At 69.0% G+C, this 20,219-nt stretch carries 22 protein-coding genes and 1 riboswitch; of the genes, 5 read left to right on the top strand and 17 right to left on the bottom strand.

Annotation, left to right across the window (positions count from 1 at the left end):
- Positions 1–9: 9 nt before the first annotated feature.
- Together KU884_RS18445 and KU884_RS18450 are read right to left on the bottom strand one after the other, a co-directional pair.
- Entirely contained in the window at positions 10–699 is a 690-nt protein-coding gene (locus tag KU884_RS18445) for a GTP-binding protein (RefSeq protein WP_167783986.1), read from the bottom strand.
- A 95-nt stretch (positions 700–794) separates the two neighbouring features.
- A complete protein-coding gene (locus KU884_RS18450; RefSeq protein WP_167784345.1) occupies positions 795–1,508 on the bottom strand; it encodes a DUF3581 family protein in 714 nt (237 codons plus the stop codon).
- 303 nt (positions 1,509–1,811) lie between these two features.
- Here KU884_RS18450 and KU884_RS18455 point away from each other — a divergent pair, with 303 nt between their 5' ends.
- Positions 1,812–1,961 (top strand): hypothetical protein, encoded by a 150-nt coding sequence (locus tag KU884_RS18455; RefSeq protein ID WP_167783987.1) that lies wholly within the window; start codon positions 1,812–1,814, stop codon positions 1,959–1,961.
- Between the two features lie 174 nt (positions 1,962–2,135).
- On the opposite strand, the gene KU884_RS18460 is transcribed toward KU884_RS18455, so the two are convergent.
- Positions 2,136–2,297 (bottom strand): hypothetical protein, encoded by a 162-nt coding sequence (locus tag KU884_RS18460; protein WP_167783988.1) that lies wholly within the window; start codon positions 2,295–2,297, stop codon positions 2,136–2,138.
- A gap of 141 nt (positions 2,298–2,438) precedes the next feature.
- Between KU884_RS18460 and KU884_RS18465 the strand changes: the two genes are divergently transcribed.
- Positions 2,439–3,803: a malonyl-CoA decarboxylase gene (locus KU884_RS18465; RefSeq protein ID WP_167783989.1), complete on the top strand. Its 1,365-nt coding sequence runs from the start codon at positions 2,439–2,441 to the stop codon at positions 3,801–3,803.
- A gap of 135 nt (positions 3,804–3,938) precedes the next feature.
- Here the strand turns inward: KU884_RS18465 and moaA are convergent, their stop codons facing one another.
- The 4 genes from moaA to cbiE all read right to left on the bottom strand — a co-directional run bounded on the left by moaA (position 3,939) and on the right by cbiE (position 7,535).
- The gene (moaA, locus tag KU884_RS18470) at positions 3,939–4,967 is read right to left on the bottom strand and encodes a GTP 3',8-cyclase MoaA (RefSeq protein ID WP_254432119.1); all 1,029 of its coding nucleotides are present in this window, start codon (positions 4,965–4,967) and stop codon (positions 3,939–3,941) included.
- 188 nt (positions 4,968–5,155) lie between these two features.
- A complete protein-coding gene (cobM, locus tag KU884_RS18475; RefSeq protein WP_167783991.1) occupies positions 5,156–5,923 on the bottom strand; it encodes a precorrin-4 C(11)-methyltransferase in 768 nt (255 codons plus the stop codon).
- Entirely contained in the window at positions 5,920–6,321 is a 402-nt protein-coding gene (locus tag KU884_RS18480) for a cobalamin biosynthesis protein (protein ID WP_167783992.1), read from the bottom strand. The genes cobM and KU884_RS18480 overlap by 4 nt, the downstream gene beginning before the upstream one ends.
- On the bottom strand, positions 6,318–7,535 hold the full coding sequence (gene cbiE / locus KU884_RS18485; RefSeq protein ID WP_167783993.1) for a precorrin-6y C5,15-methyltransferase (decarboxylating) subunit CbiE: 1,218 nt from the start codon (positions 7,533–7,535) through the stop codon (positions 6,318–6,320). Before cbiE ends, KU884_RS18480 begins: the two co-directional genes overlap by 4 nt.
- 172 nt (positions 7,536–7,707) lie before the next feature.
- Here cbiE and KU884_RS18490 point away from each other — a divergent pair, with 172 nt between their 5' ends.
- Complete coding sequence (locus KU884_RS18490; protein WP_167783994.1) at positions 7,708–8,448, top strand: cobalt-precorrin-6A reductase; 741 nt, start codon at positions 7,708–7,710, stop codon at positions 8,446–8,448.
- A 491-nt stretch (positions 8,449–8,939) separates the two neighbouring features.
- Here the strand turns inward: KU884_RS18490 and cobJ are convergent, their stop codons facing one another.
- From cobJ to KU884_RS18525, 7 genes are read right to left on the bottom strand one after another with little or no spacing between them, the layout of a single operon-like run.
- Positions 8,940–9,710 carry a precorrin-3B C(17)-methyltransferase gene (gene cobJ, locus KU884_RS18495; protein ID WP_167783995.1) on the bottom strand — a complete coding sequence of 257 codons (771 nt, stop codon included), beginning with the start codon at positions 9,708–9,710 and terminating at the stop codon, positions 8,940–8,942.
- Positions 9,707–10,453 carry a precorrin-2 C(20)-methyltransferase gene (locus tag KU884_RS18500; protein WP_167783996.1) on the bottom strand — a complete coding sequence of 249 codons (747 nt, stop codon included), beginning with the start codon at positions 10,451–10,453 and terminating at the stop codon, positions 9,707–9,709. Before KU884_RS18500 ends, cobJ begins: the two co-directional genes overlap by 4 nt.
- Positions 10,454–10,457: 4 nt before the next feature.
- On the bottom strand, positions 10,458–11,090 hold the full coding sequence (locus KU884_RS18505) for a precorrin-8X methylmutase (protein WP_254432120.1): 633 nt from the start codon (positions 11,088–11,090) through the stop codon (positions 10,458–10,460).
- Positions 11,083–12,480 carry a precorrin-3B synthase gene (gene cobG, locus KU884_RS18510; RefSeq protein WP_167783998.1) on the bottom strand — a complete coding sequence of 466 codons (1,398 nt, stop codon included), beginning with the start codon at positions 12,478–12,480 and terminating at the stop codon, positions 11,083–11,085. The genes KU884_RS18505 and cobG overlap by 8 nt, the downstream gene beginning before the upstream one ends.
- Positions 12,477–13,214, bottom strand: a complete 738-nt coding sequence (locus tag KU884_RS18515) for an ABC transporter permease (protein WP_254432281.1) — start codon at positions 13,212–13,214, stop codon at positions 12,477–12,479. The genes cobG and KU884_RS18515 overlap by 4 nt, the downstream gene beginning before the upstream one ends.
- Before the next feature lie 32 nt (positions 13,215–13,246).
- Complete coding sequence (locus KU884_RS18520) at positions 13,247–14,179, bottom strand: ABC transporter ATP-binding protein (protein WP_167784000.1); 933 nt, start codon at positions 14,177–14,179, stop codon at positions 13,247–13,249.
- Complete coding sequence (locus tag KU884_RS18525) at positions 14,176–15,276, bottom strand: cobalt-precorrin-5B (C(1))-methyltransferase (RefSeq protein ID WP_167784346.1); 1,101 nt, start codon at positions 15,274–15,276, stop codon at positions 14,176–14,178. The genes KU884_RS18520 and KU884_RS18525 overlap by 4 nt, the downstream gene beginning before the upstream one ends.
- A 140-nt stretch (positions 15,277–15,416) precedes the next feature.
- Positions 15,417–15,649: riboswitch (cobalamin riboswitch) on the bottom strand.
- 106 nt (positions 15,650–15,755) lie between these two features.
- Here KU884_RS18525 and ubiG point away from each other — a divergent pair.
- A complete protein-coding gene (gene ubiG / locus KU884_RS18530) occupies positions 15,756–16,529 on the top strand; it encodes a bifunctional 2-polyprenyl-6-hydroxyphenol methylase/3-demethylubiquinol 3-O-methyltransferase UbiG (protein ID WP_167784001.1) in 774 nt (257 codons plus the stop codon).
- A 56-nt stretch (positions 16,530–16,585) separates the two neighbouring features.
- Here ubiG and KU884_RS18535 read toward each other — a convergent pair whose 3' ends face one another.
- Positions 16,586–16,852, bottom strand: a complete 267-nt coding sequence (locus KU884_RS18535) for a hypothetical protein (protein WP_167784002.1) — start codon at positions 16,850–16,852, stop codon at positions 16,586–16,588.
- Positions 16,853–16,884: 32 nt separating this feature from the next.
- On the opposite strand from KU884_RS18535, the gene KU884_RS18540 reads away from it, so the two are divergent.
- Positions 16,885–18,159 carry an NAD(P)/FAD-dependent oxidoreductase gene (locus KU884_RS18540; RefSeq protein ID WP_167784003.1) on the top strand — a complete coding sequence of 425 codons (1,275 nt, stop codon included), beginning with the start codon at positions 16,885–16,887 and terminating at the stop codon, positions 18,157–18,159.
- A 293-nt stretch (positions 18,160–18,452) separates the two neighbouring features.
- Here KU884_RS18540 and KU884_RS18545 read toward each other — a convergent pair whose 3' ends face one another.
- Positions 18,453–19,184 carry a sulfite exporter TauE/SafE family protein gene (locus KU884_RS18545; RefSeq protein ID WP_167784004.1) on the bottom strand — a complete coding sequence of 244 codons (732 nt, stop codon included), beginning with the start codon at positions 19,182–19,184 and terminating at the stop codon, positions 18,453–18,455.
- Between the two features lie 117 nt (positions 19,185–19,301).
- Positions 19,302–20,075, bottom strand: coding sequence for a 3-oxoadipate enol-lactonase (pcaD, locus tag KU884_RS18550; protein WP_167784005.1), 774 nt, complete (start codon positions 20,073–20,075; stop codon positions 19,302–19,304).
- Positions 20,076–20,219 lie beyond the last annotated feature (144 nt).

Below are 20,219 nucleotides of genomic sequence, written 5' to 3' on the forward strand. Positions count from 1 at the left end.
AGCACATGTTCACCGACGGGCATGCTGTAGACCCCCCCACTCGAAGGGGTACTCCGGATCCAGGAAGTCCGGTTTCCAGGTCAGCACCCGGTCCAGTTCGAAGCCGCCCACGTCCAGGATCGCGTCCATGGGCACGTCGGCCTGGCTTGCCCGGTGGATGCGGGCAACCGCGTTCATGGCACGCAGCCGCTGCTCCAGCGAATCCAGCTCCGCGGCGGTGACCAGGTCGGTCTTGTTCAGCACGATGACGTCGGCGAAGGCGATCTGCTCGCAGGCTTCGCCCCCGTCATCCAGGTGCGGTCCCGCATGCCGGGCGTCCACCAGGGTGACCACGGCGTCCAGGCGGAACTGCTCGGCCATGTCATCGTCCATGAAGAAGGTCTGGGATACCGGCCCGGGATCGGCGAGCCCCGTGGTCTCGATCAGGATGGCGTCGAAGCGGTCCCGGCGGCGCATCAGGGTGGTCAGGGTACGGATGAGATCCCCGCGCACGGTGCAGCAGATGCAGCCGTTGTTCATCTCGAAGACTTCCTCGTCGGCGTTGACAACCAGAGCGTCGTCGATGCCCACCTCGCCGAACTCGTTCTCGATCACGGCAATGCGCTTGCCGTGATTCTCGCCGAGAATACGATTCAGCAGGGTCGTCTTGCCTGCGCCGAGAAAGCCGGTGAGAACCGTCACAGGAATGCGGTCAGCCATGGCAGCACCTTTGGCGATAGGCAATGTTATACCATCCTATTCCTGGTGCCGCCGCCATGCCAGGGGGTCGTTCCTTCATCAAGGCAACAGCGGCGTCAGTCGGTCGTCCGGAAACTCGCGCGGCGGGCCGTGTAGGCGTCGATGAAGGCGCTCATCTGCTCCTCGTCCCAAGGCTGCAGGCCGCTGATCACCACCTTCTTCCAGCCGGCGCCGATGGCCTCGCCCCCATCGGTGATGCGGAACCGGAGCCATTCCTCGCCACGCTTGCCGTCCACATTCAGGGTGGAGTCGTCCAGGTCCATGTCCAGGCCCGGCGTCGGGGTGGCCTCCAGGGTGAAGGCCATGCTGTCGTAGAGCACCAGCGGGCGCTGCGGGTTGAACATCATCCCCGCGTTACGCATCAGCGGCTCCAGGAACTCCGGGAAGTTGCGACCGGAGAACGCCGTGTAGCGACGCACGAACGCCTCCGCCGTCGCGGCCTCCCGCAGCCCGGCACCGGCCCGCTCCACCTCCAGGTACGCCCGGCCCTGGTCATCCGTGACCGTAAACGCATCCGCATCCGTGTCGGGAAAATGCAGCGGCACATCCCGCCCCACCATGCCGCGGAACCGGAAGGTCATGCGCTCGGACAGCCCGTAGTAACCCACCACCAGCGCAAACAGCAGATCCCCGGGCACGCAGAAGCGCCGCGCCTCAGCATCGTGAATCGGATTGAAATCCCCTGCCACCTCCTTGGCGAACCGGCTGGCCTGCTCCGCGGAGATCCGGACCACCGAGCCATCAAAGGAATGGTAGGCATTGAGGAACATCGGCAAGGGGGCTCCCTGGCAGTGAAGACAAAGACTGGCCGAAACGCGGCGGAAACCCGGAAGGTAATCCCTGCAGCGGTCAGAGGCAACGTCCGGGCAGCACCATTGGGAGCGCCACCGACTGCCTCCTCTGCGGGGCATAACGACTGACACACCTGGAAAAGAACCATTTATTCTTTTACGTTTCAAAAAGGAGTCGTTATTATTATTCGTCTCCTTAGCGAGGGCGAGCCGGCCGTTTCTTCACTCAACCTGCTGGACTGGTTCCCCGATCAGGCTTTCCAGACCGGTGTGGACGTCTACATGCCGGCGACCACACCGCCGGACGGGACCATATCCCTGGTCAGTCAGCCTCGCGGGGATGCGGACAACCCCCAGGAAATCAATGTGCCGAACTGGGCGTCCAGCGAGCACAGGGTCTCGGTTATCTTCAATGACTACCTTACCGAGTAGACGGCTCGCACAGTTCCCATAAAACAATATCAGGGGGTGGTCCGGTTGGACCGCCCCCTGATGATCACCCTCCAACACCCAGGGTCTACCGGCAGGGTGTACTCAACGTCTTCGATTTCCGGCGACACCCAACGGTGGCGTCGCGGAGCATGACCGACCGCGCATGCAGGCGGCTCAGTCCGTCAGGCCCGCCAGGGAACGGACGACGCCGTCGTTGGCCTCGGCGTAGGCTTCAGCATCGGGCTGACGCATGAACGCCGCGATCTCGCCGACGCCGTTTTCGGCTGCTTCCTGCTCCTCGTAGTGGACACCAAGCGTCGCGTCAGCGGTACGCACGTACTGAGAATCGGCAGCCCTCCCTCAGTGCATCGTCGGAGAAGGACCTTAATACAAGTGAGACGGGGTTTTAGCGCGTGCCCACCGGAAAAAGGGGATATAGTAAGGAGCAGGCACACGGGCCCCAAAGGCAGGTTTCCCATGGCGCAAGGGCGTTTTCTCAACGAACTGCTGACAACACTGACCAGGCGCTACGCCACCCGGATCCGGCCCGGCGAAGCCACGCCGGGACTCCAGGCGGCATCACTCCTGGAGCAGTGCCAGGCACTTCTGGCCAGTGACAGCGAGGTTGCCAACCTCGCCCAGGCCCGGAACGCGCTCACCACCTACGACCTGCTGACGGAACCCGACCGGCGCGCGTTCTTTCAGGGCCTGGCGGAACGCTTCGCTCCGGACGCCAACGCCATCGCCGAGGCCTATCAGCGCTACGCGGAGAACCCGGACGGCAGCAACGCCCAGGCGCTGAACCGCGCCAGCCGTTCCCCACGGCAGGAACTGCTCCGGCGGCTCAACACCCCGCCGGGCCACACCTATGCGCTGGTACGGATGCGTGCGGACCTGCAGCGCTTTGCCCGTGATGCACCGGAGCTGGAAGCGGTTGATGCCGATTTCATCGATCTCTTCCGTTCCTGGTTCAACCGCGGCTTCCTGGTCATGCAGCGCATTGACTGGAACACACCAGCCAGCGTGCTCGAGAAGATCATCGCCTACGAAGCCGTGCACACCATCCAGAGCTGGGATGATCTGCGCCGTCGGATCGCGCCTGCGGATCGCCGCTGTTTCGGCTTCTTCCACCCTGCCACCGGTGACGAACCGCTGATCTTCGTGCAGGTTGCACTGACCAGGGGACTACCGCAGCAGATCCAGCCCATCCTGGGGGCCGACAACCCCGACGCCAGCGCGCTGGAGAACGCCGAGACCGCCGATACCGCCACCTTCTTCAGTATCAGCAACTGTCAGAGCGGTCTCCGCGGCATCTCTTTCGGCAACTTCCTGATCAAGCAGGTGGTCGAGGAACTCCGTCAGGAGCTTCCCAACCTCAAGCACTTCGTCACCCTGTCACCCATCCCCGGATTCGCCCAGTGGGTCCAAGAGCGGGCGGTGGAGGAAAACCCGCCGCTGGATGAACACGAACAGCGCGCTGCGGAGCTGCTGCGGGAGGAAGACCTGCCCGGCGTTCTGTCCGAGCACGAGAAGGAACTGCACAAGCCACTACTGCGGCTGGTTGCCCGCTACCTAGTCAAGGAAAAGAACGGAGCCGGTCTGCCGGTGAACCCGGTCAGCCGCTTCCACCTGGGCAATGGCGCCGAGGTCCACCGCATCAACTGGATGGCCGACACCTCTGATAACGGGCTGCGCCAGAGCCACGGGCTCATGGTCAACTACCTCTACCGCCTCGAGGACATCGAACGGAACCACGAAGGATTCGCCACCACGGGCAAGGTGGCCTGCTCCCGGGAGATCCAGAAGCTCCTGCGGCAATCGAAGACGGTCACGCCGGCCTGAACTGACGTTGCGGTTACCGATGACCTCCAGGCGTTCACCGTGGCACCGCCTCGCAGCAACCAGGTGCGCCGGTCGAACTCGCAGATGGGCTCCATCCAGCCGGTGCGGATCGGATGCGGCCTGCCTAGGCGGTCATCAACCGCCCACGTGGGACATCTCCACCTTCCACTGCAGCGGCTTGCCCTCGATGGGCGCGGTGTTGTTGGTGCGCAGCTCGGAGTAGCGGTCCTCGCGGTTGCGCCAGATCCGCTGGATGATGGCGGCGAGCTGGGCATCGTCCACGTTCTCGTCGCGCAGCGGGGTGCGCAGATCGTGGCCCTGGCCGGCGAACAGGCAGGTGAAGAGCTGCCCCTGGGAGGCCAGCCGCGCCCGGGTGCAGGTGCTGCAGAAGGGCTCGCTCACCGAGGAGATAATGCCGATCTCGCCACCGCCGTCGCGGTAGCGGTAGCGGCTGGCCACCTCGCCGGTGTAGTTGGGGTCCAGCGGCTCGATGGGCCACACGGCGTCGAGCTCGTCGCGGATCTGCTCGGCGGTGACCACGTCGTCCAGGCGCCAGCCGTTGGTGTTGCCCACGTCCATGAACTCGATATAGCGCAGGATATGCGACGTGTGGCGGAAGTACTCCGCCATGGGCACGATCTGGCCCTCGTTCATGCCGCGTTTGACCACCATGTTCACCTTCACCGGATTCAGCCCGACCCGCGAGGCCGCCTCGATGCCGTCGAGCACCGGCTGCACCGGGTAGTTGACGTCGTTCACCGCCTTGAAGACGTCATCGTCGATGGCGTCCAGGCTGACGGTGACACGGTTAAGGCCGGCGTCGGCCAGCGCCTGGGCATGCTGGGGCAGCAGCGAGGCGTTGGTGGTGAGGGTGATGTCCTCGATGCCGTCGATGTTCGCCAGCATCTCGATCAGGTGCGGCAGGTCCTTGCGCACCAGGGGCTCACCGCCGGTGATGCGCAGCTTGCGCACGCCCAGATCGGCGAACACCCGCGTCAGCCGGGTAATCTCCTCGAATGACAGCAGCTCCCGGCGCGCCAGAAAGGGGTAATCCGACCCGAAAAGCTCCTTGGGCATGCAGTACACGCAGCGGAAGTTGCAGCGATCCGTCACCGAGATCCGCAGGTCCTGTAGCGGACGTTGGAATACGTCTTCGGTGCTCAAGGCGCCGCTCCTCCTGATTCTGTGCCAATCCGGCCATGATAACAGGCCGGTGAGATACATGATTTGTCAGATTAGCAGAACTCCCGTACCAGACCCTAACAGTAGCCGTAGGGTGCATCTTGATGCACCTTCCCGACGCCAGCCAACCAGGGTGATTCGATCCAGGGCCGTCGCGGTGCATCAGCACCCTACGGTCCCTCGTCCAGCCCGCGGTACCGGCGGACGTGCTTCGGGTCATACAAGGCACTCTCGCGGAAGCCGGTGGCCCCCAGGGCCGGTCCCACCAGGATCAGGGCACTGCGCCGCATGGTGAGCGACGCCGTCGCCTCCACCAACTCGCTCAGCGGCGCACGGATCACGGTCTCGTCCGGCCAGCTCGCCCGCAGGACCACCGCCGCCGGGCAGTCGGCGCCGTACCAGGGCGTTAGCCGCGTCGCCACGTCCTCCAGGACGTGCAGGGACAGGTGTAGGGCCAAGGTGGTCCCGGTCGCGGCGAACGCCTCCAGCGTCTCCTTCGGCGGCATGGACGACGCCCGCCCCTGGGTGCGCGTGAGCACCAGGGATTGGGCCACTTCCGGGACCGTGAGTTCACAGCCCAGTGTCGCCGCCGCCGCGGAGAAGGCGGGCACCCCCGGCGTCAACGTGTAGTCGATGCCGGCGGCGTCCAGCCGGCGCAACTGCTCGGCCACGGCGCTGTAGACGGAGAGGTCCCCCGAGTGCAGCCGCGCCACGTCCAGGCCCCGGGCGTGGGCGGCGGTGATCTCGTCCATGATCGCGTCCAGGGTCATGGGCGCCGTGTTCACCAGGCGCGCTTCCGCCGGCGCGTGGGCCAGGATTTCCTCGGGCACCAGGGAGCCCGCGTACAGACAGACCGCGCAGGCGGCAATGCGATCGCGACCACGCAGGGTAAGCAGATCGGGGGCACCAGGACCGGCACCGACGAAATGGACGGTCATGAACACCTCCTTGCTGATCCGATGGCGGCGGCGCAGGTGGCGAGGGCCCCGCGCCGCTTCGGGACGATCAGGCGGCGATCACCGCCCAGGACGGCCATGGCCGCCGCCTCGGCCACGGAACCAAGACCCACCGCCCGCCGGGCCCTGGCGGAATGGCCGGGCACGGCGTACTGCAACGCCTCCAGGGCCTGCTCGTCCGCGTACACGGGCGTCAGGGACAGGCGCTCGGCGACGGGCTCCAACAGACCGCTCCGGGACTTGCGGGCGGCGGTGGCGAGCAGGCCGCCTTGCGGGGAGACGTCGTGCTCGGCCGCCAGCTCGGCGAGGACGGCCGCGACGAGTTCCGCCAGCGCATCCTCGTCACAGCGGCTACCGAACCCGACCCCCAGCGCGATCACGCCACCTCCAGCGCCCAGATGGTCACCGGCCGCAGGGGCTGCCAGCCGGTGAATCCGCCCAAGGGTTCCGCACGGCTGACAGCAAGCCGCGAGAGCTCACCGCCCCACTGCGCCGCCGCCCGCGCCAGCACCGCCTCGCCCTCCACGGTGACGCTGTTGGCCACCAGTCGCCCGCCGGGCGGCAGGGCCTCACGGCAGCGCTCCAGCAGGCCCGGCGTGGTCAGCCCGCCGCCGATGAAGACCGCGTGCGGCTGCGGGAGATCGGCCAACGCATCCGGTGCGGCGCCGGTGACGCACTGGAGATCCGGCACGCCGCAGGTCCGGGCGTTGTCGGAAACGAGGGCGCTACGGGCATGGTCGCGCTCCACCGCCACGGCACGATTGGCGGGGTCCGCCAGCATCCACTCGATGGCGATGGCACCGGAGCCGGCGCCCACGTCCCAGAGTACTTCACCGCGCCCCGGCGCCAGTGCGGCCAGGGTGGCGGCACGGACCTCGCGCTTGGTGATCTGGCCGTCGTGGGCGAACAGGTCATCCCGCCGGCCGGCGGTCGCCGCGATCACCCGCGCACCGGCGCCAGCGCGACAATCCACGGCAATGGTGTTCAGGTCAGCGGTCTGCTCGTCCGCCCACTGCTGGGCGGTGGTCTGACGGTGTTGCTCGTTCGGGCCACCCATGTGCGACAGCACGGTGAGCCCCGACGCCCCGAAGCCCACCTCCCGCAACAGACCGGCCAGCGCCGCCGCGGTGCTGCCGTCCCAGCTCAGGAGCAGCAACCGCGCGCCGTCGTGGAGCCACGGGCGCACCCGGTCCAGCGCGCGGCCGTGCACGGACAGACAGCGCACCTGCTGCAGCGGCCAGCCCATGCGGGCGGCGGCCAGGGTAAATGCCGACGGCGCGGGGTGGACGCTGATTTCCTGCGGCTCGACGTGGTGGGCCAGGGTCGCGCCGATGCCGTACCAGAAGGGATCGCCGCTGGCGAGCACACAGGTGGGCCGACCGCGGCGGGCAGTGACCCATGGCAGGGCCCGGTCCAGTGGCGACGGCCAGGCGATGCGCTCCTGGCCGGGATGTGCCGGGATTAGTCCCAGATGGCGCTCGCCGCCGAAGACGGTATCGGCGGCAGCGAGGGCGTCCCGCGCCGCCCGCGGGAGGCCGTCGACGCCGTCCTCGCCGATGCCGATAATGGTGAGCCAGGGGGTCACGTCAGACATGATGCCTCCCGAAGCGCGAACCCCCCAATGTGGGAGCGACGAGTCTGTCTCGATGCACGAATGTCGCGACTGACGTCGCTCCCACAGGGGCGGGGAGTTGTCTGCGCGGCAGACGCTGTTGCCGCGACCGACCGCCACGCGGGGAGCCCGCCCCGGACAACGGAGCACGACCATGCAGGTCCTCATCCTCGCCGGCACCAGTGAGGCCACCAGCCTGGCTCGGCAACTGGACGACCACCCGACCATCCAGGCCCAGGTGTCCCTGGCCGGCCGCACCAGGGCGCCGGAGGTTCCGGACCTGCCGCACCGCATCGGCGGCTTCGGCGGGGTCGACGGGCTGGCGCAGTATCTGCGGGAGGCGCGCATCGACGCCCTGGTGGACGCCACCCACCCCTTCGCCGCCACGATGACGGCCAACGCCGTGGCCGCCGCCCGGGCGACGGAGATTCCCCTGGCCATCCTGCGGCGCCCGGAGTGGCAGCCCAGGCCGGACGACCACTGGCTGCCCGTGCCCGACCTGGAGGCCGCCGCCGATACGCTGCGCGAGCTCGGCCACCGGGTGCTGGTCACCACCGGCCGCCAGGGGCTCGCCGCCTTCCAGCGTACACCGGACAAGCATTACGTGATCCGGACCATCGACCCGCCGGAGCCGCCGCCGGCGCTGCCCGATGCGGTCTACCTGCAGGCGCGCGGGCCGTTCCGACTGGACGAGGAGACCGCCCTGCTGGACGCCCACGGCATCGACGTGATGGTCTCCAAGGCCAGCGGCGGTGACGCCACCTGCGCCAAGCTGGGCGCGGCTCGGGCGCGGGGCATTCCAGTGGTCATGGTGCAGCGTCCACCGGAGCCGCAGGGGGTGCCGGCATTCAGCGAGGCGGCCGACGTGGTGCGGTGGCTGGAGGGGCATGGTTAGGCTCGTCGGGGCGGTACTGATACCCCGATGGTGCGTTGTTCGAGGCCGATGGCGGTGCACCGATGCCGAATCGGTGGACCTGAAGGTCCACCCTACGAGGGGTTGGCGGTGCATCAAGATGCACCCTACGGGGGGCGTCGGCCTGGCGGGGGTGCTTGGGGTGGCGGCGATGGCCGCCCGGGTGCGCGGTGACGGCGCCGGTGCACGTCGCCGGGTGGGGGCCGGCGTATCCATGATGCCGGCGGCGAGGACGTACCCCCCGTAGGGTGCATCTTGATGCACCGATGGGGCCTTGTTCGATGCCGAGAAAAGCGTCGACGCAGGGTGGACCTTCAGGTCCACCGATTCGGCGTCGATGCGCCACCGTGGCTTGCATGTCTGTGGAAGGTGGACCTGAAGGTCCACCCTACGCGGGGTTCGCGGTGCATCAAGATGCACCCTACGTAGGGCTGCGCGGTGTGTGCCCTCTGTCCGTCGGCGCGCAGATACCTTCATGATCCCGCCACCTCCGGATAGGAGCGCGGCGTGTACACCCGGGTGACGCCGCCGTGCCGGAACGCGCGCGTGGTGGACGCGCCCACCAGCACCAGGGTGCGCATGTCGGCGTCCCGGGGGTCGGCGTCCGCCAGGGTGGTGATGCGGACGGACTCGTCCCCGCCGCGCCCCACGGCCTTGGCCAGGATCACCGGCGTCGCCGGTGCGTGCACCGTGCGCAGCACGTCCAGGGCGGCGCCGAGCTGCCAGGGACGAGCCCTGGAGATGGGGTTGTAGAGGGCGATGGCGAAGTCCCCCTCCGCGGCCAGGCGCAGGCGCCGTTCCACCAGCGCCCATGGCTTGAGGTTGTCGGACAGGGACATGACACAGAAATCGTTGCCCAGCGGTGCGCCCAGGCGTGCGGCGGCGGCCTGCATGGCGGAGACACCCGGCTCCACCGTCACGTCCACGGTGGCCCAGCGTCCTTCATCATCGGCGTCCAGCGCCTCCATCACCGCCGCGGCCATGGCGAACACCCCGGGGTCGCCGCCGGAGACCACGACAACCCGACCGCCGTCCCGCGCCATGTCCAGGGCATGCTGCGCCCGCGCCAGCTCCTCGCGGTTGTCCGAGGCGTGGTGCCGCGCCCCGGGGTTATCCACCCGCGTCAGATAGGGACCGTAGCCCACCAGATCCGTGGCCTGCGCCAGGGTGGCCGTCGTCTCCGGCGTCACCCAGTCGGGCCCGGCGGGCCCGTTGCCGACCACGCGCAGCCAGCCCGCGCTCATCGTCGCTCCCCGGTGCCGGGCACCACGATCATGGAAAAGTACGGCGCCTTGTCCACGGCCGCCTCGCTCAGGGGGCAGAACCGCTCGGCGTCCATGCTGGAGCGCTCCACGTACCAGGCACGCTCGCTCATGCCGAGGGTCTCCAGCACCCCGACGATGCGCTCCAGGTTGCTCCCCACCTTCATGATCACCGCCGCGTCGGCGCCGTCCAGGCGCGCCCGCAGGGCCGTATCAGGCAGCGTGCCGGGGATCACCGAGAGCACGTCATCGCGCATGGTCAGCGGTGTCGGCAACAGGGCCGCGCTGCTCATCACCGAGGCCACGCCGGGGATCACCGTGGACGGGAACTGGTCCTTGAGCCGCAGGTAGACGTGCATGAACGAGCCGTAGAAGAAGGGATCACCCTCGTTCAGCACCACCACCGACCGGCCCGCCTGCAGGTGGCCGGCCAGCATCTCGGCGGCAGCGTCGAAAAAGCCTTCGATCCGGTCCCGGTACTCCTGGGAGGTGTGCGGCAGCTCCGTGGTCACCGGATAGACCATGGGCTCCTCGCGCTGCGCCGCGCCGATGTGGGCGTCGGCGATCTCGCGGGCGTTGCCGCGCTTGCCCCGTTTGCAGAAGTACGCCACCACGTCGGCGGCGGCGATCAGTCGCGCCGCCTTGAGGGTGATGAGTTCCGGGTCGCCCGGGCCGGTGCCGATGCCGTAGAGCCGGCCGCCCTCGATTGCTGTCTCTGTCGCCATGGCGTCACCACCGCTCCGTTGCCAGGGCGTTCACCGCCGCGGCGGCCATGGCGCTGCCGCCGCGACGGCCGAACACCGTCAGGTAGTCGAGATCCGCCGCGTACGCCGCCAGGGACTCCTTGCTCTCCACCGCGCCGACGAAGCCAACGGGCATGCCCAGCACCGCGGCCGGGCGCGGCGCACCGGCATCCAGCATCTCCAGCAGACGAAACAGCGACGTCGGCGCGTTGCCGATGGCCACCACCGCGCCCGCCAGATCCTCGCGCCACAGCTCCATGGCCGCCGCGGAACGGGTGTTGCCCAGTTGCTCCGCCAGGGCCGGCACGCCCTCGTCGCGCAGGGTGCAGACCACCCGGTTGTCCACCGGCAGCCGCGCGCGGGTGATGCCGTGGGCCACCATCTGGCTGTCGCAGAGGATCGGCGCGCCGGCGGCAAGGGCCCGCCTTGCGGCATCACCCACGCCCGTGGAGAAGCCCACGTCGGCGGCCAGGTCGGTCATGCCGCAGGCATGGATCATGCGCACCACCGCCGGCAGCAGGGTTGCGGGAAACCGCGCCAGGTCCGCCTCCGCCTGGATGATGGCGAAGGACTGGCGATAGATCGCCTGGCCGTCGCGGATGTAATCGAGTTCAGACACGCGTTGTTTCCTCCTCCACGCGCCGGACCACGCTCTCGCGGCCCAGGCGACTGATGAATGCGTCCAGGGACTCCCGGGGCGCATGCCGTTCCCGGGCAAACAGGGTGTCCAGCGCCGCCACCCGCCGGCGGACCGTGGCCGGCGGCGCGGGCGGCCAATCCGGGGCGTGCGCCACGCCCCCGGTCAGGGTCATGGCGTAGTAACCGGCATCCGCCACCAGGGTCACTCCCGCGTGTGCCGGCGCCCCGCAGCCCTTGCCGCAGCCGGAGACATGCACCCGCTCCCCGGCCGCCAGCAGGGTCGGCGCCACGGCCTCGAGCGCCAGGGCGTCGTCGCGGGTAGCGGTGGTGGCCGAGGCGCAGCCGGGTGCGCCAACGCAGGCGCCCAGCCCGCGGCGGGGGTCGGCGGCATCGGTGATCGCGCCCAGCTCGCCCAAGGCGGTGACGGCGGCCGGCTCCATCCCGGTGATGAGCACACTGCGCCAGGGGGTCAGGCGGAGCGTCGGTGGCGTCTCCGGCGCCAGGCGTCGCTCACGAGCCAGCACCGCCAGTCCCCGGAGCTGCCAGGCCTCCAGGGCGCCGAACGGGAATTCCGCCTGCAGCCAGCCATCCGCGGCCCGCGGCGCCTGGCGGTCGCCCGGTTCCGGGGCAACGACATCGCCGGACCATGGCGCCAGCGCGCGGCGGAACGGCGCCTCGCCCCGCTCCAGCAGTGCCGTAGCCATGCGCGGCGGTTGCCCTTCCCCGGCCAGGTCGACAAGCGCCTCCAGCAGCGCAACGACAGCTGCAGCCGTATCCTGCGGGCCGATCGTGCCCACCGGTCGGGCATCCGCCGCACGCCCTGCCAGGCCAACGCGCCAGGCAACCCCCTGCGCCACCGGCACGGCGTCCAGGCGCACGTCGGCGTAGACATCCGGGACACCCAGGGTGCCGCCGCCATCGACCACGATTCCGGTCTTGGGCGGCAGACCGCGCAGTCGCGGATGGTCGGCCACTGCATCCGCCACGGCCCGGGCCACGGGGGCGCCATCGGCCACCGCCGTTGGGTCCAGATCGGTGACCGGGGCGGCGAGGACATTGCGCACCGCCTCGCGCTCCGGGTCCGCATCCGCCACGCCGGCACGGATCAAGGCGGTCTGGGCGTCGGTCAGGGTTGTCCGGGTGACGCCCCGAAGCTGCAGGTTGCCGCGGGAGGTCAGTTCCAGCCGGCCATTGCCGTGGCGCTCTGCCGCCGCGGCAAGGGCTTCGGCCTGTTCGAGGGTCAGCCCGCCGACGGGATGGCGCACCCGCAGCAGCAACCCGTCGCCGCTGGTCATGGGTGCCGCCACGCCGGGGCAGGCACCCCGCACCTGCGGCTGTTGCGGCGTGTCATGACTCCGTGTCCGCGTCATGGCTTCACCCGTGTCCCGCGCGCCACCAGCGCCCAGGCCACGGCCCCGGTGATCACCGTGGCCAGGCCCAGCATGGTGAACGTGGTCGTCCAGGGCAGTGCCCCGCTACCCAGCAGCCCATGGCGGAAACCGTCGATGAGGTAGTACATGGGGTTGGCCAGGGACAGGCTCTGCCACGGCTCGGCCAGGCGCTCCACCGGGTAGAACAGACCGCCCAGGTAGATCAGCGGCGTGAGCACGAAGGTGGCCACCACCGAGGTGTGATCGAAGGTGCGGGCGAAGATGCCGTTGATCAGCCCGGCGAACGCGAACAGCAGGGCGGCCAGCAACGCCAGGCCCAGCGTGGCACCCGGGTGATGCAGCTGCAGCCCGGTGAGCGGCAGGGCCAGGGCGGCCACCAGCAGCCCCACCAGCAGCCCACGCAGCACACCGCCGGTGACGAAGCCGGCAACGATGAGCCAGGCGGGCATGGGCGCCACCAGCAGCTCCTCGATATGGCGCTGCAGCTTGGCGCCGAAGAAGGACAGGGTGACATTGTTGTAGGCGTTGGTGACCACCGCCAGCATGACCAGCCCGGGCATGAGGAACTCGGTGTAGCCGACACCGCCCATGGTGCCGATCTCCCGGCCCACCAGCTCCCCCAGCACCACCAGGAACAGCATCGCCGTCACCACCGAGGGCAGCAGGGTCTGCACCCAGGTGCGCAGGAAACGCCGCAGCTGCTTGACCACCATGCCCCGGTAGCCGAACCAGTACCCGGCCGCACTCATGACGCCCCCTGCGTGCCGCCGCGGACCCGCTCCAGGAAGAGCTGCTCCAGGCGATTGGTCTTGTTGCGAAGGCTCGCCACCGCCAGTCCCTGGGCGCTGAGCTCGGCGAAGAGACCGTTGAGGGGTTGGCCCCGGGGCACGTCCACCTCCAGGGTGCGCGGGTCCACCTGCCGCACCGTGATACCGCCAAGATCCGGCGGGCGCGGGTGATCGGCGGCGAGGTCCAGCACCAGGGTGTCGTGATCCAGGCCCTGGAGCAGTTCCGCGGGCGTGCCGCGCGCGGCGATGCGCCCGCCGTCGATGAACGCCAGGTCATCGCAGAGCTGCTCCGCTTCTTCCAGGTAGTGGGTGGTAAGCAGCACGGTGGTGCCGGCGGCGTTGAGCCCGCGCAGCAGCTCCCACAGGGTGTGGCGCGCCTCCACGTCGACGCCGGCGGTGGGCTCGTCCAGCAGCAGCAGACGGGGTTCGTGGACCAGCGCCCGGGCGATCATCAGCCGCCGCTTGAAGCCGCCAGAGAGCCCCCAGGCGGTCTGCCGCGCCCGGTCCGCCAGCCCCAGGAGCTCCAGCACCGCCTGGGTGCGCTGCCGGGCGCGGCGGGGGGAGAGGCCGTAGTAGGCCGCCTGGCTGGCGACGATCTCGCCCACGGGCTCGAAACTATTGAAGTTCACCTCCTGGGGCACCAGCCCGATTCGTCGCCGGGCGGCGACCGGCTCCCGCGCCAGGTCGTGGCCGAACACCCGGATGCGACCCCGCTCCAGGCGCACCAGCGAACTCAGCAGCCCGATCAGCGTGGTCTTGCCGGCGCCGTTGGGGCCCAGCAGGCCGAAGAACGCGCCCGCCCGCACTTGGAGATCCACGCCATCGAGCCCGACGCGGCCGCTGGCGTAGCGCTTGGCGAGCCCTTCCATGTGCAGTGCCGGTGTGCTCATGTGACTCCCTGTTCCGCCGTGCCCACCAGGCGCCCACCGCGGTCCACGGCGCACACGTCCAGGGCGATGTCGTCGGGCAGACGGCGGCGTGCCTGATCGAAGGCGCGGGCGCAGATGCGGTCCCCCAGCGGGATGCCCGTCTCCCGGCACAGCGCCAGGGCCTCGATGCTGGTATTGCAGGCGCGCATGCGTGCCTGCAGCTCGGCGGCTGCCCCCAGGGCCCCGGCCTCGTCGGCGAGGCCGTCCAGGTCGATACTGCACTTGCGGCTGTGGGTGTCCGCGTGGCCGGCGGCGAATTTGCTCAACTTGCCGAAACCGCCGGCCAGGGTGACCCGGGACAGGGGGTGGTGGCGGATGTACTTGAGCACGCCGCCGATGAGATCGCCCATCTCGATCAGGGCCATGTCGTCCAGGCCGTAGCGCTCCCGCGCCAGCGCTTCACTGGAGCCGCCGGTGCAGCACGCCACGTGTTCAATGCCGTTGGCGCGGGCCACGTCCACGGACTGGTGGATGGAGGCGATGTAGGCGGCGCAGGAGAACGGCCGGACGATGCCGGTGGTGCCCAGGATCGACAGCCCGCCCTGGATACCGAGCCGGCCGTTCATGGTGCGCTGGGCAATCCTTTCACCGTCGTCCACGCCCACTGTTACGTCGAAACCGCCGGCGTAGTCGGCACCGGTTGCGCACTCCAGCAGGTGATCGGTGATCATCCGGCGCGGCACCGGATTGATGGCCGGCTCGCCCACGGGCACCGGCAGACCGGAGCGGGTGACCGTGCCCACGCCGTCGCCGGCGTGAAAGACCACGCCCACCGCGGCGCGCAGGCGCACATGCGCCCAGACCCGGGCGCCGTGGGTGGCATCGGGATCGTCGCCGCCGTCCTTGATCACACCGGCCAGGGCGCCATCGGCAATGGCGGTGGCATCGTTGAGCGTGAGCTCCACCGTCTGGCCGCGCGGCAGCACCACTCCCGTGGCCGCTCCGGCGGCTTGACCCAGCGCCAGGCGCGCCGCGGCCACCGCGGCGGCGGTGGCGCACACGCCGGTACTCAGACCGGTGCGCAGGGCACCGGCCGACTCCCGGCTCTCCGGGCGCATGGTGGCGCTGGTCGTGGTTGCGTGATGATTGTCCGTCACCGGCACGTTCCTGGTCAGGGGAACCGGGGCAGGCAAGGGGGAATCAGGTGTCAACGGCTTCGGCAGGTCCGGCGCGCTTGACCCGGTTCCACCGCACCCCGCGGTTCCAGGCTCCTGCAGGCCGGTCTCCGGGCTCGTGGATGGGGGCGCGTTGCACTCCCGGCGGACTGCCTTCCCGGCGCGCCGTGGGGCGCAGCCAGTGGCGTCGATCATCCGCCCTGTCCACCTACCGTTGCGGGGGCAGCGCCGGACTTGCGATGGAGATCGCGCACCGGCTTCCCGATTCTCCTCGCAACCGGTCTGGCTGCGAGACACCTGCGGAACACGGCACCTTAGGTGAGGGGGGCGGGAGGGTCAAGTTGGCGACCTGCAGGGAATTATTTCTTATTTGTACAATCCATATACAATAATGCTGACGCCGATGACAGAGCGATACGACCATGACAGCCAACGCTGACGCCGACCGATTCGATGCCACCGTCGATCCCGCCGAGGTGGAACGCTACCGCGCGCTGGCGGACATGTGGTGGCAGCGTGACGGCAAGCTGTGGCCGCTACACGTACTGAACGAGCTGCGGACCGGTTACATCCGCGACCAGCTGGCAGCACTGCACGGCCGGGACCCCGCGGACCCGGAGCCCCTGCGCGGCCTGCGCATGCTGGATATCGGTTGCGGCGGCGGTCTGCTGAGCGAGGCCATGGCACGGCTGGGCGCCGACGTCCACGGCGTGGACGTGGTGGACAGCAACACCCAGGTGGCGCGACTGCATGCCGCCGAACAGGGGCTCGCCATCGACTACGAAACCACCACCGCGGAAGCACTCACCGAGCGCGGCGCCCGCTACGACGTCGTGCTGAACATGGAGGTGGTGGAACACGTGGCCGATCTTCCGGCCTTCATGGCGGCGGTGAACCGACTGGTGGCTCCCGGCGGCCACACGTTCGTGGCCACCATCAACCGCAACCCGGTGTCGTACGTGGTGGCCATCCTGGGGGCGGAGTACATCTTCCGGCTACTGCCCAAGGGCACGCACCAGTGGTCGCGCTTTCCCACCCCGGAGGAAATCGACACGCTGCTGCAGCGGGACGGCATCCGCGTCATTCGCCGTACTGGCGTGAAGGTCAATCCGCTCACCCGCCGCATGTGGCTGTCACCCTCGCTGAGCGTGAACTACATGCTGCTGGCGGAGCGGGGGAGACACGCCCGCGCCTGAAGAAACACCAAGCCAGGCGCGTCAGTGCATAGAGGGCGATGACAACGATCCGTTGCCTAGTGGGCGGACTCGCCGGGCTCCAGGGCGGGCTCGACCTCGATGATGCGCGCGGAACGGCTTTCCACGTCCACGTCGATGCGGTACTCGCCGGGTTGCAGCACATCCGTGGACAGCGCTTCTTCCACCACCTCGCGCTCCTCATCGGTGAGCGCGCCGCCATGCTCGTTTACAAGCTCCACTGCGTTATCCTCGGCGCCAGCAACAGCGAAGGTCAGCAGCGTGAAGCCGGCCGTGAATACTGCGCGCAACAGGAATCTCGTCATGCAAGTTCTCCACATCGGACGCCGCCCATCCCATGGCTGATAGCGACGTCATCATCGTTGGCGCCGGCGCGGCGGGCATTGCCGCGGCCCGACATCTGCAACGTCAGGGTCTCCACTGCCGGATCATCGAGGCCGGCGACCGCATCGGCGGGCGAGCGTGGAGTGATGGTACCAGCCTCGGTGTGCCCTTCGACCGGGGGTGTGCCTGGTTTCACTGCGGCGGCCGCAACCCCCTGGTGCCCCTGGCCGACATCCACGAAATCACCTACGGCGGCAATCCCTGGAACGCCTATCATCTCCAGAGCGGGCTCCTGGACGCCATGGAGTCCAGGCGACTGCGGGAGAGGGTTGCGGCGGACGTGGAATCACTCTGCGCTGCCGGGCGCGCTGGGCGGGATCCGTCCGCCGCCGACATGCTCGACCCCGAAGCCCCGCACCGCGCGGTGCGGGATTACCTGATCTCCGCCATCAACGGCGTCGCCCTCGAAGACTATGCCTGTGCCGAAGCCGCCGCCGATGATGACACTGGCGAGAACTGGATCGTCCATCAGGGGATCGGCACCCTCATGACACGCCTCGCCAACGGCCTTGACGTGGTGACCGGCTGCCCGGTGCGGTGGGTGGACACCACGGAGCCGGAGGTCCGCGTGGGAACCGATGACGGCACCTTCAGCGCCGGCGCTGTCCTGGTCACCGTGTCCACCGGCGTGCTCGCCGCAGGGGCCATCGAATTCCGGCCGTTGCTGCCCGAACGCAAGCGCCAGGCGGTGGCCGCCCTGCCCATGGGCATCGCCGAGAAGATCGCCCTGCGCTTTGTCAGCAACCCGTTCCCGTACCCGCCGAACACCTATCTGATCGTCCATGCCCCGGGCGACGAGCACGCGTTCGGGCTGCACCTTTGCCCCGCCGGCCATCCCGTCGCCGTGGGCTACGCAGGCGGACCACTGGCCGAGTGGCTGAACAGGCAGACCGACGCAGCGGCGATGGAGTTCGCCCTGGAACGGCTCGCGCGCGCGTTTGGCAACGACCTGCGGGACAAGGTCATCGCCCACACCCGAACCCGCTGGGCCGATAACCCACTGACCCGGGGCAGTTACTCCGCCGCCCGCCCCGGCGGCGGCCACGCCAGCCGCCGTGTGCTGGCCGAGCCGGTGGGAGAGCGTCTGTTCTTCGCCGGCGAAGCCACCGATCCCACGGACTTCGCCACCGTTCACGGCGCCTGGCAGTCGGGGATACGGGCAGCCCGGGAAGTGGTCCGGCAATGGGGGAAGGAAGCGGAAGATGGAAGGCTGGCGCAGGGCGACTGACTCGCAGAGTCCATCTTGATGCACCGGCGAGGATATGCCGGCCCAGCCGTAGCCAGCCCAACCGTAGGGCGGACTTTCAGGTCCGCCGATGGCGTTCGGGTAAACCACCATGGCGTGTATGCCCGGTAACGGCGGACCTGAAGGTCCGCCCTACGTTGCTTCCGGGCCGGGCCACTGGCTCGTAGGGTGCATCTTGATGCACCGCAATCACCCCGCATCCAGCCACCTTGGTTGGCCGGTCTCCAGAAGGTTCATCAAGATGCACCCTTCGTTTCCGGATCGCACGGGAAAGGTCAGTCGATCAGCGCGGTCACCATCGCCGCCACCGCCGCCACCGCCGAGACGCCCAGCAACGCCGGGCGCAACCAGTCGCGATCCAGCCAGGCCGCCAGCCGGCCGGAAAGCCAGAAACCGACAGCGACACCCGGCAGCAGGCTCAGGCCCATGAGCAGCTCCGGCACGCCGAACCGCCCGAACGCCGCCAGCGTGCCGATAATGATCACGCCCCCTGGCACGAATACCGCAGACAGGGTCCCGCGCAGCCGGGCACCGTGATAGTGCTGGAAGGCCAGCGCCAGCGGGGGGCCGCCGATGGACGTGGTGGTCGCCATGAGCCCGGCCAGACCGCTGGCCATGAATACATGATGCTGCCGCGGGCGACCGATCCGGCCCACGGCGCTAAGGGCGACGCCCAGCAACACCAGGGCGCCGAAGACCAGACCGAGCAGATCCTGGGCAATCACGGCCAGCACGGCGATACCGGCCAATGCGCCCGGCACCTGCCCGACCACCGCCCAGCCGGCATCGGGAAAATGCACGGCGCGCCAGTCACGCAGCAGGATCATCATGGGCAGGCACATCCCCGCCAACAGCATGGGCCCGGGGATCAGTGCGGGCTGGATGAGGTAGAGCAACGGCGCCCCCACCAGCGCCACGCCAAAACCGATGGCCCCCTGGATCAATGAACCACCCAGGATCACCAGCGTGGCCAGGACCCATTCGGTGAGGCTGAGAGGAATATCCATGGAACTCCGGCGACAACGGCACGACCCGCCGTCGGCTCACTCCCGAGGCGACGAAACGGGGAGTCTACCGGCACCGCCGGAGCGAATCGAGTCGGGGCGCCAGGCACCTGCCGCGCCTCAGCCGATAAAATCTCTCAGCAGGCGGACAACGGCCTGCGGTTGCTCCACCGGCGGCAGATGCGCGGCATCGGAAACGATTTCCAGCCGGGCGCCATCGATGCGCCCGGCAATGGCCTCGGCGGCGGACACCGGCGTGCCGGGATCCTCGGCGCCGACGACCACCATCGTCGGCCGGTCGATGACGTCCACCATGGGCTCCAGGTCCATGGTGCCAATGGCCTCGCAGCAGCCCGCATAGCCTTCTGGAGGAGTGCGGAGGAACATGTTGCGGATGCCGGCCACCGTGGTTCCGGTGCGGAACGCCGGCGTGAACCAGCGCTCCATGGCGCCGTCCACCAGGCCACCCAATCCCTCGGCGCGGACCTGGGCGGCACGCTCTGTCCACATGGCCGGCTCCGGCATGCGCATGGTGGTGTCGCAAAGGATCACGCTTTGCAGCCGCTCACCGTGGGCTCCGGCCAGCTGCTGCCCGACCATGCCGCCGATGGACAGGCCGCAGAAGTGCACCCGGTCCAGTCCCAGACCATCCATGAGCGCCACGCAGTCCTCCGCCAGGCCCGCGATGGTGTAAGGGCCGGACGGAACCGAGGTAAGACCGTGGCCACGCATGTCGTAGCGCAGCAGGCGGTAGTGGTCACGTAACCGCTCTGCCACCAAATCCCACATGCGGAAGTCGGTACCCAGGGAGTTGGCGAACATCAGCACCGGGGCGTCGGCAGGGCCTTCGAGGGTGTAATGGATGACGCCGCTGCCGTGTTGGAGGAACTGCATTGTGTCTCCTGCTCTTTCCGCGCATTCGAGGTCGGGTTGGTCGCGGCTTGCGCCGCTCCTACAGCCGAACCGGGCGATGCCGTGCCCGCAGGAGCGGCGCAAGCCGCGAGCCAGTGTCCGGGCTGCCGTGTAGGGTGGACCTTC

Origin of the sequence: Aquisalimonas sp. 2447, from assembly GCF_012044895.1 — a bacterium.
In the GTDB taxonomy this organism is placed as follows: Bacteria; Pseudomonadota; Gammaproteobacteria; order Nitrococcales; family Aquisalimonadaceae; genus Aquisalimonas.